The 14,547-nt window shown below is 58.1% G+C and carries 11 protein-coding genes; 10 read left to right on the top strand and 1 reads right to left on the bottom strand.

Annotated elements, in window-relative coordinates; translation table 11 throughout:
- The first annotated feature begins 883 nt into the window (after positions 1–883).
- From CIT25_RS26860 to CIT25_RS26820, 9 genes are all read left to right on the top strand, one after another.
- Positions 884–1,474, top strand: a complete 591-nt coding sequence (locus tag CIT25_RS26860; RefSeq protein WP_063169401.1) for a NodA family N-acyltransferase — start codon at positions 884–886, stop codon at positions 1,472–1,474.
- The gene (gene nodB, locus CIT25_RS26855; protein ID WP_091600617.1) at positions 1,471–2,130 is read left to right on the top strand and encodes a chitooligosaccharide deacetylase NodB; all 660 of its coding nucleotides are present in this window, start codon (positions 1,471–1,473) and stop codon (positions 2,128–2,130) included. The genes CIT25_RS26860 and nodB overlap by 4 nt, the downstream gene beginning before the upstream one ends.
- 15 nt (positions 2,131–2,145) lie before the next feature.
- The gene (gene nodC, locus CIT25_RS26850; RefSeq protein WP_095488116.1) at positions 2,146–3,471 is read left to right on the top strand and encodes a chitooligosaccharide synthase NodC; all 1,326 of its coding nucleotides are present in this window, start codon (positions 2,146–2,148) and stop codon (positions 3,469–3,471) included.
- 261 nt (positions 3,472–3,732) lie between these two features.
- The gene (gene nodI, locus CIT25_RS26845; RefSeq protein WP_091600619.1) at positions 3,733–4,647 is read left to right on the top strand and encodes a nodulation factor ABC transporter ATP-binding protein NodI; all 915 of its coding nucleotides are present in this window, start codon (positions 3,733–3,735) and stop codon (positions 4,645–4,647) included.
- Positions 4,648–4,650: 3 nt separating this feature from the next.
- Complete coding sequence (locus CIT25_RS26840) at positions 4,651–5,439, top strand: ABC transporter permease (RefSeq protein WP_091600620.1); 789 nt, start codon at positions 4,651–4,653, stop codon at positions 5,437–5,439.
- 287 nt (positions 5,440–5,726) lie between these two features.
- The gene (locus tag CIT25_RS26835; protein ID WP_024505871.1) at positions 5,727–6,488 is read left to right on the top strand and encodes a sulfotransferase; all 762 of its coding nucleotides are present in this window, start codon (positions 5,727–5,729) and stop codon (positions 6,486–6,488) included.
- Positions 6,489–6,873: 385 nt separating this feature from the next.
- Positions 6,874–8,160 (top strand): dicarboxylate/amino acid:cation symporter, encoded by a 1,287-nt coding sequence (locus CIT25_RS26830; protein WP_095488114.1) that lies wholly within the window; start codon positions 6,874–6,876, stop codon positions 8,158–8,160.
- Positions 8,161–8,438: 278 nt separating this feature from the next.
- Positions 8,439–9,500 (top strand): LacI family DNA-binding transcriptional regulator, encoded by a 1,062-nt coding sequence (locus tag CIT25_RS26825; RefSeq protein ID WP_091600622.1) that lies wholly within the window; start codon positions 8,439–8,441, stop codon positions 9,498–9,500.
- 164 nt (positions 9,501–9,664) lie between these two features.
- The gene (locus tag CIT25_RS26820) at positions 9,665–10,468 is read left to right on the top strand and encodes a TIM barrel protein (protein ID WP_095488112.1); all 804 of its coding nucleotides are present in this window, start codon (positions 9,665–9,667) and stop codon (positions 10,466–10,468) included.
- 48 nt (positions 10,469–10,516) lie between these two features.
- Here the strand turns inward: CIT25_RS26820 and CIT25_RS26815 are convergent, their stop codons facing one another.
- Positions 10,517–11,434, bottom strand: a complete 918-nt coding sequence (locus CIT25_RS26815) for a LysR family transcriptional regulator (RefSeq protein ID WP_095488118.1) — start codon at positions 11,432–11,434, stop codon at positions 10,517–10,519.
- A 697-nt stretch (positions 11,435–12,131) separates the two neighbouring features.
- Here CIT25_RS26815 and CIT25_RS26810 point away from each other — a divergent pair.
- Positions 12,132–13,433 (top strand): IS110 family RNA-guided transposase, encoded by a 1,302-nt coding sequence (locus CIT25_RS26810; protein WP_245330002.1) that lies wholly within the window; start codon positions 12,132–12,134, stop codon positions 13,431–13,433.
- Positions 13,434–14,547 lie beyond the last annotated feature (1,114 nt).

Below are 14,547 nucleotides of genomic sequence, written 5' to 3'. Positions count from 1 at the left end.
AACGCAGTCCTGGCATTCAGGCAGGTGTAGAAGCCATGCAAGACGCCTCATTTGAGGTCACCTGTCGTATCTAGCTGCTTGCCGGACCACTATGTGAAGCGAGCGCTATTGGCTGCCTCTGCGATGCGGGAATTGGCAGCGGACGTCTCACGATCAAACAGGCATCTGCTTGTAGAATTCTTTTAATCGTGAAGCGGCGCGAGTGCGCTATCCGTTGAGGTGAGCAAGGCCGGCGCCCTGGGTGAGCGCTGGTGTCGGGTGGTGGAAAGTACAGGGGGAGCTGTGTGGCCCCCTCTTTCTCGGCCTCGACGATGTGCGAAGGAGCCTGTGCGGCGAACGGGCCGACGCCCCAGGCTCAGAACCTGGGCGAACCTAACTCCCGCCAAAGGACAGCCCAGAGCTGGATACACGAAAGAGATACTGAACCCGCGAATCAGATTCTGATCAATCGTCGTGTCTGAGCTCCGCTCGCCTCTTACGGAGATAATCGCGCGGCCCGGCAACGGCCGCGCGTGCCGCGGGCGTGAGCTTTGCGCTTCGTCAGAAGTGCCTCGAGCGTGACGACGATAATTGACCAGCCATATGGAACGCATTCGCCCAGTTATCCAAAGCGTGGATACCTTTCATCTAAACAAAGGATTTTACCGTTTTTGCTGCAGGTCCCATAGAAGCGCTTCAAGTTGGAAAGATAGGTAGTTCCGATGGTTGCGTTGGATCCGAGGAGCATCATCTGGTGTGCGGGGCGTACAAAGTCAGTCGCATCTGCATTGCGGCTTGGTCTTTCGGCGGTCTCCACAAGTTACGCCCCGTTGGCGCGACGCCAATTATTTAACCAATGCTTGGACATTTATCTCAACCAGACAGCTACAAGGTGAGGTCTTCCATGCGCCCGAATGTCGAGTGGAAGTTGTGCTGGGAAAATGAGTTGCAACTGGCCGACCATGTCGAACTCTCCGACTTTTTTCGAAAGACCTATGGACGGACTGGCGCCTTCAACGCGGAGCCATTCGAAGGCGGCCGCAGTTGGGCCGGCGCGAGGCCGGAATTCCGCGCAATCGGCTACGACGCGCATGGGGTAGCGGCTCACATCGGCATGCTGCGGCGCTTCATCAAAGTTGGCGAGGTCGACTTGATCGTCGCTGAATTGGGCCTGTACGCGGTTCGTCCGGATCTTGAAGGGCTCGGAATCGGTTTTTCGATGCGCGTGGCGTACCCAGTGCTCCATCAGTTGGGTGTTCCATTCGCTTTCGGCACGGTTCGGCACGCGCTGCGAAACCATGTCGAAAGATTCTGCAGAGCCGGCCTCGCGAACATTGTGTCGGGCGTTCGCGTACGGTCGACCCGTCCAGATGTGCATCCCGACCTGCCGCCCACGCGCCTGGAAGACGTACTCGTGTTGGTTTCGCCGATCGGACGCTCGATGGACGAGTGGCCGTCCGGTACCCTGATCGACCGGAACGGTCCGGAACTATGAAGCCTCTGGACTACATATGCGAAGGGCAGAGTGACAATGCCGATGGCATTGCAGAGCGCAGCGTCTATCTGACGTTTGACGACGGTCCCAATTCATTTTTCACACCGCAGATACTCAATGTGCTGGCGCAACATCAGGTGCCGGCGACCTTCTTCGTTGTTGGGGCCTACGCGGCCGACGAGCCGGAACTCGTTCGCCGAATTATTACAGACGGGCACGGTATAGCCAACCACACGATGACTCATCCGGACCTGGCTAAATGCGGGCCCGTCGAAGTCGACCGCCAGATAGTTGAGGCAAACAGAGTCATAGGGATGGCTTGCCCGCAGGCCATGGTTCGGTACTTTCGTGCACCGTATGGCATCTGGACCGAAGAAGTAATCGCTGCATCAGCGGGTGCGGCATTGGCGCCCGTCCATTGGTCCATTGATCCACGCGACTGGTCTCGCCCCGGCGTTGACGCCATCGTCGACAGAGTGCTCGCCGATATCCGGCCGGGCGCAATCGTGCTGTTGCACGACGGGTGCGCTCCCGACGAATTGCAACCAGGCAATCAAGCCAGTCTGCGCGACCAGACGGTGACAGCGTTGTCACGCCTAATTCCAGAATTGCACGGCCGCGGATTTGTAATCCGATCACTTCCTCAACATCCCTGAACAAACAGAGATCCTATGGACCTTCTCACCACAGCCAGTACTGTTGCCGTTTCGTCTTATGCGGTGCTCTCGACTGTTTACAGAGGCATGCAAGCGGTCTACTCCCAACCGGAAAATGTTACGCCGCCGTCGGAAAGCTTGTTCGGATCCGACCGTTGGCCGAGCGTGGATGTCATCATCCCCTGCTACAATGAGGACCCGCGCACACTCGCGGCGTGTTTAGCTTCCATTGCAATTCAAGATTACGCCGGAACATTTCAGGTCTATCTGGTTGACGACGGTTCTGGAAATCGTAATGCCGTCATCCCGGTACATCACGCCTACGAGGGCGACCCGAGATTCAATTTCATTCTGCTCCGCGAGAATGTTGGCAAACGCAAGGCGCAGATCGCCGCCATCCGCCGCTCATCTGGAGATTTCGTGCTCAGCGTCGACTCTGACACGACACTTGCGTCCGACGTCATCACGAAGCTTGCAGTAAAAATGCGGGATCCCATGGTCGGAGCGGCCATGGGCCAGCTGACGGCATACAACCGCAGCGACACTTGGTTGACCCGATTGATCGATATGGAATACTGGCTGGCTTGCAATGAGGAGCGCGCGGCGCAAGGTCGCTTTGGTGCGGTCATGTGCTGCTGCGGCCCATGTGCAATGTACCGCCGGTCTTGTCTCCTTTCTCTGCTGGATCAATACGAGACGCAGCTGTTCAGGGGGAAACCAAGCGACTTCGGTGAAGACCGTCATCTTACGATCCTCATGCTGAAAGCAGGCTTTCGAACCGAGTACGTTCCAGGTGCCGTCGCGGCGACAGTCGTTCCGGACAAGATGGGACCTTATTTGCGCCAACAACTCCGCTGGGCACGGAGCACTTTCCGGGACACGATGCTTGCGCGAGGTCTACTGCGTGGCCTGGATCGCTATCTAACTTTGGATGTGATGGGAGAGAATCTCGGCCCATTGTTGCTCGGCATCGCGGTAGTAACGGCGCTCGGTGAGCTACTATTTTCACATACAGTAAATTGGTGGACGGTGCTGGCTATTGTCACCATGACCATAATAAGATCTACGGTGTTATCTTTCCGCACTCGGCAGCTTCGATTCATCGGCTATTCAATGCACGCGTTAATCAGGATATTCCTGTTGATCCCCTTGAAGGCTTACGCCCTGTGTACATTGAGCAATAGCGATTGGCTGTCGCGTAAAAGTGTTCCCCTGCCCAACAGGAGCACAAAGGAAATCACAAGCGCGATGCCGCTTGCCGGAGCAAATGCTGCGGGCAATTCTGGAATTGCGGAGTCACTTCATACTGCAGATCTTTCGCTCACAGCTGGTGAAGTCTGACGGCCTTGCAGCGCCGGGTGACCGAGTAAGTTGTGTCAGTCGACACGTGGTGAAGCTTGTCGAGTTACCTATGGTCAGAACGGGAACTATCTGGAAGCGACACGTGGCATCTTGACGTTAATTCTTTGGCGGAAGCGATACACGCGTCGCTCCGGCCGCGACTTTCCAAAGGTGCCATCTCAAGGCGGTGGCCTGCTCTGAACCAGATTCGTAAGTAAGCTGCCGGTGGCCAATCGGACTCATTCCGCTTGAGATAGACGCATGTCCAATGTAGCAATCGACCTTACCGGCGTAACCAAATTATTCGGAAACAAGCTCGTTGTGGACGGGCTGTCCTTCACCGTTGCATCGGGAGAGTGCTTCGGTCTGCTGGGGCCGAACGGCGCAGGCAAGAGCACGATTGCGCGTATGCTCCTCGGTATGACCCGGCCTGACGCGGGTGATATAACAGTCCTCGGTCTACCAGTGCCGGCACGCAGCCGCTTGGCCCGCAAGGGCATAGGCGTGGTCCCGCAGTTCGACAATCTCGACCTGGAATTTACGGTACGTGAGAACCTGTTGGTGTTCGGGCGCTACTTCGGCATGAGAACAAGAGAGATCAACGCCGTCATCCCACGGCTCCTCGAGTTCGCTCGCCTTGAGAGCAAGGCGGATTCACGTGTCGGCCTGCTATCCGGCGGGATGAAGCGGCGCCTGACGCTGGCACGTGCTCTGATCAACGACCCCCAGTTGCTTGTGATGGATGAGCCCACGACCGGCCTCGACCCGCATGCCCGCCATCTGATCTGGGAGCGACTTCGTTTCCTGCTGGCGAGCGGAAAAACGATCATTTTGACCACCCATTTCATGGAAGAGGCTGAGCGGCTTTGTGATCGGCTGTGTGTTCTCGAGCGGGGACGCAAGATCGCCGAGGGCAGTCCTCATGCGCTGATCGACGAGTACATTGGGTGCAACGTGATCGAGATCTTCGGCGGCAATCCACAGGAGCTGATTTCGCTGATCAGGCCGTACGTTCAGCGTATCGAGGTAAGCGGCGAGACGCTCTTTTGCTATGCGCCTGATCCGGAGGATGTGCGCATCCAGCTTCGCGGTCGAGCGGGTCTGCGTATTCTGGAGCGTCCACCCAGTCTGGAGGACGTTTTCTTGCGGCTAACCGGACGTGAGATGGAGAAGTGAGCAATGGGTGAACGTCTTGCGGCCGCTCTACCCGCCAACGCCTGGAACTGGATCGCGGTGTGGCGCCGCAATCATTTGGCATGGAAGAAGGTGGCATTTGCTTCAATGCTCGGCACCCTTGCTGATCCGATGATTTACCTTTTCGGGCTCGGCACTGGCCTTGGACTGTTGGTAGGCCGCATCGAAGGTGCATCCTACATCGCTTTTCTGGCAGCCGGCATGGTTGCGACAAGCGCGATGACAGCATCGACCTTCGAAACAATTTACGCGGTTTTCGGTCGAATGCGCGATCAGGGCACTTGGGAAGCAATCTTGCACACACAACTTACCCTCGGCGACATCGTTCTCGGTGAATTGACCTGGGCAGCCACAAAGGCCTTTCTGGCCGGTACGACAATTGCGATTGTTGCCGCCGCGCTAGGTTATGCCGCGTGGACGTCGGTTCTCTACGTGCTGCCGGTCATCGCTCTCACCGGGTTCGCCTTTGCGAGCCTGGCCATGCTCGTCATCGCGCTCGCGCCCAGTTATCACTATTTTATTTTCTATCAGACGCTTGTCATCACACCTATGCTGTTCCTTTCGGGCGCGGTTTTTCCAGTCGGCCAATTGCCAGGAGTGTTTCAGCAGATTGCGGCCTTCTCGCCGCTGGCGAATTCTATCGATCTAATCCGTCCGGTGATGCTCGGCCGCCTGGGCGACAATGTAGGGCTGCATATAGGCGCACTTTGCATGTTCGCTGTATTGCCTTTTTTTGTGTCGGCTGGACTGTTTCATCGACGACTAATGCGTTGACGCTTACCTACGCCCATCAACGAGAAGGAGGTCCGCAATGCCGGATTGCAAACTGCCCACAGCGGCCCGGAGGCATGCGTGTGCCAGGAATCGCGAGTGGTACAACAACGCCGAAGCCGGGCGCCACCCAGCCGCTGCAGGCACGCGCCCATCTTCGCGACCACACCTCGGAGTACAGGCTGGGTGGTGAGGCGCGGACCCACCCGGAGCGTTCAAGCGATAGCAGCCAAGCTTCTTGTGCGCGTCCCCAGACCGTCGCGGCCATTATTTAGTTGGATACACATGCAATGACCCACAACGAACCAACTCCTGAGCCTTTTGTGATCCTTGCTATGCCAAGGACCGGAACACACTATTTAGAAGAATTGCTAAACGAGCATCCGACCGTTTTGAGTAACGGTGAGTTGCTAAACGAATATGATCCCAATTGGCCCAGCACGGATCGCCTGCTAGGCACGGATCGCGAGCTTCTTGAGCTTGCCTATGTGCGCTGCCCTATGCGCGACTACAAGAATGTGACGCATCTTGGCTGCAAGATCAATGAACCTCAGTTTCGCGAGCGTCCAGCATTCTTTGCGGAATTAGCTCGTTGGCCAGCACTCAAGGTCATTCTCGTTGTTCGCCGAAACGTATTGGAATCGCTCCGATCCTTTGTGCAGGCCAGGGAAAGCGGTCAGTGGCTGAAGTTCAGCTCGGACAACGATACCGCTCGGCCACCGAGCGTCAGGTTGTCAATCGCTGACTGTGAGGCTTATTTCAAAGCCGCCGACGATTTTCACGCTCGCGTTATGGACTCCTTCACGTCGACCAACCTGCTTGTAATGGAATACGAGAGCCTTCTTCATGAACCTGCCCAATGCTTGGGAGCGGTTTGGGATTTCCTGGGCGTTCCAGCGCTTGAGCCATCAGATAACGCCATCCTGCAGCGCCAGGAAACGCGACCGCTGGATCAAACGGTGGAGAACTTTGACGAGTTGCGGATTCACTTCGCACGGGGACCTTATTCAAGATTTTTTGACCTCGGAGATTCGATGCGCTCCTACGCTTAATCGCTTGTCCCGCGTGCTCTGATGGGCGTGTAGGATATCCTACAGTTTGCGCGCATTCCGTCGCAAAACTGACCAACCAAAGTCACCAAGACGACAGATATCGGCCGGCATTCGATCTGCGGCGAACATCAAAGGCACGGCCGCAAGGCGACCTGGTCAATTCCCTCTCTGGCGAAGCACTTCTTCACGCGATCTTTGGCGAGCCTTGAGTGCAAATTCCGGCAAAGGTGGAGGGTTCCAGTGCGCAACCCGCACCAATCTCGCTGGACGGGACAGGCCTCCAGTTGGCACGGCGCTTGCTCCGAGATGACAGCAGCGCTCGACCGGAGCGCAGCATGGGAGAAGGAGGAGCCCCCACCCCGATCCGGTCAGGGAGAGAGAAACGGTGTTGGTTCCAAAAGTCCCCCGCGCGATCGCAGCGCCCCGCAAGCGCCATTTTGCCCGGACCTACGTGCAGGTGCTTGCCGCCATAGTCCTGGGTGCCGCAATTGGCTACCTCTATCCGGAAACCGGCCAGAGCCTGAAGCCGCTCGGCGATGCCTTCATCAAAGTCGTCAAGATGATTATCGCACCTGTCATCTTCCTGACAATTGCGACCGGCATTGCCGGCATGAGCGATCTGCAGAAGGTCGGCCGAGTTGCCGCCAAGGCGATGGTTTATTTCCTCACATTCTCGACGCTTGCACTCGTTGTCGGACTGATTGTCGCGAATATCGTTCAGCCTGGCGCCGGCCTCAACATCGATCCGGCCTCGCTCGATGTCCAAGCCGTTAAGGGCTATGTGGCCACGGCTCACGAGCAGTCCGTGACCAGCTTCCTGATGAACATCATCCCGTCAACGATTGCCAGTGCCTTCGCGGAAGGCGACATCCTGCAAGTCTTGTTCTTCTCGGTCCTGTTCGGCATTGCTTTGGCGATGACCGGAGAGACGAGCAGGCCGGTCGTTACCTTTCTCCAGGCGCTTACCGCCCCCATTTTTAAGCTCGTCGGCATTCTGATGAAGGCTGCACCCATCGGCGCCTTCGGCGCAATGGCCTTTACGATCGGCAAATACGGAATCGGTTCGGTGGCCAACCTCACGATACTGGTCGCGACGTTCTATCTTACCGCCTTCCTCTTCGTGTTCGGGGTTCTCGGCGCGGTCTGCCGCTACAACGGCTTCTCGATCTTTTCTCTTGTCCGCTACATCAAGGACGAGCTGCTGCTTGTCCTGGCAACGTCCTCCTCGGAGGCCGCGCTGCCCTCGCTCATGGAGAAGATGGAGAAGGCCGGCGCCGCGCGTTCGGTCGTAAGTCTCGTCATCCCTACTGGATACTCATTCAATCTGGACGGTACCAATATCTACATGACGATCGCCGCCCTCTTCATCGCGCAGGCGACGAACACAGATTTGTCAATTGCCGATCAGATCCTCCTGCTGCTAATTGCGATGCTTTCCTCGAAGGGTGCGGCAGGCGTCACCGGCGCCGGCTTCATCACATTGGCCGCTACTCTCTCTGTCGTGCCGAGTGTTCCCGTTGCCGGAATGGCTCTAATTCTTGGCGTGGACCGCTTCATGTCGGAATGCCGCGCGCTGACGAATTTAGTCGGTAATGCGGTGGCATCGCTCGTTGTCGCTCGCTGGGAAGGCGAATTGGACCAGTCACGGATGGAAGCCGCTTTCCGCGGTTAGGGTTACATCAAACTGGCTCCCCGCAAGCAAAATCGCAACAGCGCGACGTGTAAGTCGCGGCCTTGCCACAACAGTCGAATTGCCAGCCTCCAAAGAGCGCTGGAAATAGAGTACTAACGCAGTGAGTAATACAACACCATGAAGCCCCTAAGCAAACGAACGGTTCACGGAAACTCATCTGGGTGCGCATGGAGCGCTGTTCGTCGAATGCGCTATCAACCGCCGGGTGTGGGAACTATTTCAGCTTGCCGCCCCAAGCCGTCGCGGGAGCGCACCGGATGATGGAGGACCGGCCGATCAGAATCGCTAGGGGAAAGCGCGTCACAATTGCCGATCTCGCCCGCGAAGCCGGAGTCAGCGTAGCAACAGTCGATCGGGTTCTGAACGTCCGCCTTCCGGTGCGAGAGGAGACCGCCCAGCGGGTCCATGCGGCCGCGCACGCGATCGGCTATCATGCTGCCGGTCTCATCAAACAGCGCTTGCAGCAGCACCTGCCGCACTACAAGCTGGGCTTCATCTTGAGAAAACCTACCCACGATTTCTACCAAGATTTCGCTCGCAAGATCGAAGAGTCGGTCAGTATGGCTAAATCCTTCCACGGCCTTCCGATCATCGAGTTCGCGCAGTCACATTTGCCGCGTGACCTGCTCCCGCTTCTTAAGGACCTTGGGAGCCGCTGCCAGGCGATCGCCATGGTGGCGGCCGATCACCCGAAAATCACAGCATCAGTCGAGGAGCTCAAGGCGAAAGGTATCCCGGTATTTTCGCTGCTATCCGACTTCGCCGATGGCGTGCGCGAGGGCTACATCGGCCTCAACAACAGCAAGGTCGGACGGACTGCCGCTTGGGTGTTTTCCAAGACCGCAAAACGGCCCGGCAAGGTGGCGGTGTTTGTCGGAAGCCATCGCTTCCAGGCGCATGCGACGCGGGAAACGGCCTTTCGTGCGTATTTTCGTGAGAACGCGCCAAAATTCGAGGTGCTTGATGCGCTCGTGAACCTTGATGAACGGCAGCTCACTTACGAAAAATTGCTGGATCTTATGCAGCGGGAACCAGAGCTCGTCGGCTTCTATATGGCCGGCGGGGGGATAGAGGGGGCAATTTCCGCGCTCCGAGAAGAGGGGAGCGGTCAGGATCTCGTCGCGATCGTGAGTGAAATGACGCCGCAGTCACGTGGGGCGCTTGCGGATGACATCTTGACGATGGCGGTCGGCACGCCAATGCGCCGACTTTGCCAGGAGCTGATAATGGCAATGGAGCGGGCCATCAAAGCCGGCGTCGCGGAGAGCCCGGGGCAGACATTTCTGCCGTTCGACATTTATCTTCCGGAAAATATTTGAGCTTGATAGATTTCTATCATGAGCGCCCATTTTCCTTTCACCGATGAAAGGAAAGCTCGATTGACTCGGCCGTCTCTGTCCGATCTGTGAACCGGCGTGGTTCCGTCTTGAAAGAAGCCGGATGCCGAAATGGCAGCCGCGCTTCATGGAAGGAAAGTCAAGCAATGCGCCAGGTATCGCCCCGCTTTGCACTCGATCACATGGCGGCGCCCCGCCTTGACGTCAGTGCGCTTTTCGCGCTTGCCCGTGACCAAGGCCTGACCGACGTCCAAATCCGTTACCCTCATTTCAGCAATCCTGTCGCACGCGGCATTCCGGCTGCGGACGTTCGGTTTGCCGCTACCGAAGCGGGCGTCACGATCATCTCTGTCAACGCCTTGCAGCGGTTCAACGACTGGACTCCAACGCGTCAGGCCGAGGCAAGCAACCTCGCCGATTATGCGACGGCGTGCGGGGCGGAGACGCTCGTGTTGGTGCCGGCCAACCGCAGCTCGTGGCCCACCGATAGCGAGCGCCAGGACAATCTTCGTTTCGCTCTAAACGAGATCAAGCCAATCCTCCAGTCGCGGGGTCTGATCGGTCTCATCGAGCCGCTGGGTTTCCGAACCTGCTCGCTTCGATCAAAGAAGGAAGCGGCCGAGGCCGTTGCCGCGGTTGATGGCCAGTCCGTCTTTCGCCTCGTGCACGACACGTTCCACCACACCCTGGCCGGGGAGACATGCCTGTTCTGCGAGCTTACCGGCCTGGTGCACATTTCAAGCGTAAACGACCCGACCTTCTGGATTTACCCCGATCGCTTTCTTGCAGGTTCCGACAATGGCAGCCAGATTCAGGCGCTGCTGGATGGCGGCTACGCGGGACCTTTCTCGTTCGAGCTGGTCGAGGAAGTCCATTCTCTGGACGATCTCGCAGGCGCACTTGCCGCCAGCATCGACTTTATCCGGCGAGGGCTATTGTCGTCAGAGTAGATGGTGACAGGAGTAGTGACTATAGGTGCGCCTGAATTTTCCGTGGGTTCACAGCGGGGCAGCCATCCGAGATGCCTCCTGTATCATTATTTCCCGCATCCAGATGCTTGCCGGATCGCTATTGTGGAGGGCCGGCCATTGGAGGGTCTCGGTGAATGTGGGAAATGGCAGCGGAAGTTCGATAACCCGCAGGGGGAACGTGTTTTCGAAATGCCTGACCAGCCGCAAGGGCATGGTCGCTATACGAGCTGTGCCGGACACCATAGGTGGAATCATGCTGAAGCCCTGCACGGCGACCTCGACACGTCTCTTAAGGCCATGCTCAAGCAAAAACCATTCCTCGATAGACGGCTTCATCGTACGCCCGAACCTGACCGCGACGTGCCTCATCGACATGTATCTCTCGAATGTAAGCTGCTGTGGCAGCTGCTTGTTTGTGGGACAGCCTACGCACACGAGCTTCTCGTCAAACAGCGGAACGCTTGAATGCACACTCGACGTGAACATATCCGGTAGAATTAGAAAATCGACGTCACCGCGCCGGAGAAGCTCATCGGGGCTATCGTCGACAGGCAGCAGTTCGAAGCTGACGGCGGGGGCTTCCCGTGCAATACGCTCCACAAGCTTTTCGAAAAACACGAGCGTGACGAAATCGGAAAGAATGATCCTGAAGAGGCGATCGGCTCGAGCTGGGTCAAACGGATCCGAAGAAATAATCGAGCACTGGATGTGCTGGAGAGCGTCGCGAACTGCGGGGGCAAATGCTGCCGCACGCGGGGTTAGAAATCGTTCGCGACCTCTTATCGTAAACAGTTCATCGCGGAAATAATCGCGCAGTCGGGCGACGGCCGCACTCATGGCGGGCTGACTCAGGTTGATCCTGCGTGCCGCCGCCGAGAGATTACGCTCCGTCAGGAGTGCGTCGAGCACAACGAGGAGATTTAGATCAAGTCCTTTGAAACGCATGTCATCAGCCATCCATGGGATGGATGCCTTTAACCGAAACAAACGACTTTAACAATTTAGCATTCTTGCAATCTTTTGTCGCAAAAAGTTTATGATGGATGACGTTAAGGTCCGACATATGAGCCGCGTGATCTGCCGAAGCGAGCAATCGTACGTACTGTGCAGGTCAGAGATTGGCGGTTTGAAATGCCGGGCCGATGGCGCCGGGCTATCAACCAGCGTCTTCGGCGGCCCCGACCTAGCTAGGCGTGGAACCTAATAGGGTGCACCCTTCCAGTCCGAGGCGACTGATGGGCGGTTTGATCCTAAGCTGCCGTGAGGCCTGTGTTGTATCGGCGAAGCCAATGCAGCAGTTCGGCAGCGTTTTTGAGAGCTGTTGTAGGCTCGGCCTAAGCCCATTGGCGCAAGCCTGTCTGAACGAAGCGCTTGGCCTTGCTGTTATCCGGTGGTGATCTGTGGTGCCTTTTCGTCCTGCCGTTCTTGTTTTGGAACGCCCTTATGGTGAGCCCATCCGGGACGTGGGGCACCGGGAGCACGAAGGTGCAGGCAGGCCGTCAATAGACCGTGGGCTGAGAGCCCGAGCTCGTTACATCGCCGCCCCTCGCGACTTTCCCGGAGGCGCTGCGAGCGCGGATCAGTAGATGTCGTGTTACCCGCCAGCTCCCGTCTTTGACCGAGCCAAGAAGGAGGAACGGGCATGCGCATCATCGGACTGGATATTCACCGCGCCTTCGCCGAAGCAGTGGCATGGGAGGATGGCAGGCTCAGGCGACTCGGCCGCGTCGACATGCGGCGCGATCTGCTGGCGGCGTTCGCCGCGAAGCTGTCGCCGAACGATGTCGGGGTGATCGAGGCCACCGGCAACGCGACGTCCGCTACGGCTGTGGTTGCGCCGCATGTGAAGAAGGTGGGGATCGGCAACCCGAAACAGGTGCGTATCATTGCCTATGCCAAGATCAAAACGACGATCGAGGCCGACGTTCTTGCGCAGCTCTATGCCAGCGGCTTCTTGCCAGAAGTCTGGATTGCGGACGAGCCGACGCAGGCTCTGCGTCGACAGGTGACACGGCGCAATCAGATTGTCCGACAGAGATCTCGATTGAAGACCGTCATCCAGTCGATCCTTCATAGCCACCTGATCCCGTCCTGCCCGCATGCCGACCTGTGCGGCGCCAAGGGTCGGACCTGGTTAATCGAGCAGGTCGTACCGCAGGACGAGCGCCTCGCGATCGATCGGCATCTGCGCGAGTTCGACCGATTGGGCGAAGACCTCCAGGTCATCGAACGCGATCTTGCCCGCTCGGCTCTCGAGGATGAAGGCGTGAAGCGGCTGATGACCATTCCCGGCGTCGACATCACCGTCGCGCTGGCGATGAAGGCGGCGATCGGCGACGTGTCGCGCTTCGACGATCCGCAGAAGCTCGTGACCTATCTCGGGTTGAACCCAAGCGTCCGACAGTCCGGCCAGGTCCGGCCTACCATGGGCGGATCACCAAGCAGGGCCGTGGTCATGCGCGCGGCATGCTCGTCGAGGCGGCCTGGGCGGCCGCTCGTGCTCCCGGACCGTTGCGAGCCTTCTCCCTGCGGCGTGCGAGCCCGGCGCGGACAGCATGTCGCGGCCGTGGCAACCGCACGCAAACTCTCTGTCGTGATCTGGCATCTGTTGATGAAGGGCGAGAGTTTCGCGTGGGCTCGACCCTCCCTGCATGCCAAGAAGCTTGCGCGATGTGGAACTCAAGGCCGGGAGCAAGGCTGTGCGCGGCCAAAAGGGAGCCGCGCACGCCTACAACATAAAGAGCCACCGGGAAGAAGAGCGCCGCTGGGTGGAGCAGGCCGAGGGCGCCTATGCACGCCTCGCCGCCGGTTGGAACCCACGAGGTCCGAAGAGGGTAGGCACGGATGCCGCAAACGAGGCGCGACGATAGAAGCTGCGCGGCAGGGCTCTCATCTCGGACCCTGCTCTTCGCCACGCGGTCGTCCGTGCGCGACAGGAGAATAGCGCAGATTTATCAAAAAGGCTCTTGTCGATCACATCAGTGGTCTTGGGCGCTGTACGGCCGGGTGAAGACTTTGCAGGTGGCCCGGAAAGCGTTTGACCTGTAGCGAAGCAATTGTCGTCATTACGCGCTCGACCCGGGCGCCCAGCTTGGCATAAGAGCTACGTGGCCTCAGGAAGCGTCGTCAATGCAGACCATGGACGAATTCCCAGCCGATGCCGAGATGCCGGTCGACCGTGCCTGTCGCCGTCCGGTGATGCGATGCCCCCGAGCGCATGAGTTCGCCCCGGATGCTCCCGGTCACGACGCACGGGTTCGGGTTCCAAGGCGCTCAGTTTGTTCGCGCCTAATCGGTGTAGGACGCGGCAGAAATACGAGCGTGACGAAATCGGAAAGAATGATCCTGAAGCGGCGATTCGGTAGAGCCGGGTCAAACTATCCGACGAAATAAACGAGCACTGGATGGGCAGGAGAGCGTCGCGAACTGGAGGGCAAGAGCTCCCGGACGCAGCGTTAAGTTTGAATACCTCCGCGGACATGGTCGCGAGCTCATCGCGCAAATAATCGAGCAGCCGAGCGCCGGCCGCACTCATGACCGGCTGGGCTCGGTTAATCTTGCATGCCGCGCCCANTTTGAAACGCGTGGTCAACTATCCAAAGTGTGGATGCCTTTCATCGAAACAAACGATTTCATCAATGTTGTGGAATCCTGCATGGGCAGAAGCACCTGACGGACACCGATGCCCCCACTGCCTCATGGCGTGGCGAGCGTCTTAAGAAACCGCCCGAAAGGAGATTTTTCATGCGCTCTACCGGGCAGTGGAGTGCTGGGAAAGGGAGTTGCAACTGACCGGCCATGTCAAACTGTCCGACTTCTTCCGAGCCTATGGACAGACTGGGAGACGCGCACGGCGTAGCGGCTCACATCGTCATACTGCACCTACGCCACACACCGGCCGGACCTGATCCGGCTTTATGAGCATTGGGCTTTGTCAGTTGCCCAAGCGTGATGGCTTTCGCGACGCGGCGCGCCTCAGGAACTGAGCCGCGTCCAGGTCGAAACGCGGGAAAGAAAGACAGGAAACAGAATGGCCGATCAATTCGCAACGGACGTCA

The sequence above is a fragment of the Mesorhizobium mediterraneum genome (genome assembly GCF_002284565.1).
GTDB lineage: Bacteria > Pseudomonadota > Alphaproteobacteria > Rhizobiales > Rhizobiaceae > Mesorhizobium > Mesorhizobium mediterraneum.
Note: the sequence above shows the minus strand (reverse complement) of the source record. Positions and strands in the feature narration are given on the sequence as shown.

Excerpts from the sequence above, each read along its gene's own strand:
- CIT25_RS26860 (WP_063169401.1), top strand. The coding sequence starts at position 884 with ATGCGCCCGAATGTCGAGTGGAAGTTGTGCTGGGAAAATGAGTTGCAA.
- nodB (WP_091600617.1), top strand. The coding sequence starts at position 1,471 with ATGAAGCCTCTGGACTACATATGCGAAGGGCAGAGTGACAATGCCGAT.
- nodC (WP_095488116.1), top strand. The coding sequence starts at position 2,146 with ATGGACCTTCTCACCACAGCCAGTACTGTTGCCGTTTCGTCTTATGCG.
- nodI (WP_091600619.1), top strand. The coding sequence starts at position 3,733 with ATGTCCAATGTAGCAATCGACCTTACCGGCGTAACCAAATTATTCGGA.
- CIT25_RS26840 (WP_091600620.1), top strand. The coding sequence starts at position 4,651 with ATGGGTGAACGTCTTGCGGCCGCTCTACCCGCCAACGCCTGGAACTGG.
- CIT25_RS26835 (WP_024505871.1), top strand. The coding sequence starts at position 5,727 with ATGACCCACAACGAACCAACTCCTGAGCCTTTTGTGATCCTTGCTATG.
- CIT25_RS26825 (WP_091600622.1), top strand. The coding sequence starts at position 8,439 with ATGATGGAGGACCGGCCGATCAGAATCGCTAGGGGAAAGCGCGTCACA.
- CIT25_RS26820 (WP_095488112.1), top strand. The coding sequence starts at position 9,665 with ATGCGCCAGGTATCGCCCCGCTTTGCACTCGATCACATGGCGGCGCCC.
- CIT25_RS26815 (WP_095488118.1), bottom strand. The coding sequence starts at position 11,434 with ATGCGTTTCAAAGGACTTGATCTAAATCTCCTCGTTGTGCTCGACGCA.
- CIT25_RS26810 (WP_245330002.1), top strand. The coding sequence starts at position 12,132 with ATGCGCATCATCGGACTGGATATTCACCGCGCCTTCGCCGAAGCAGTG.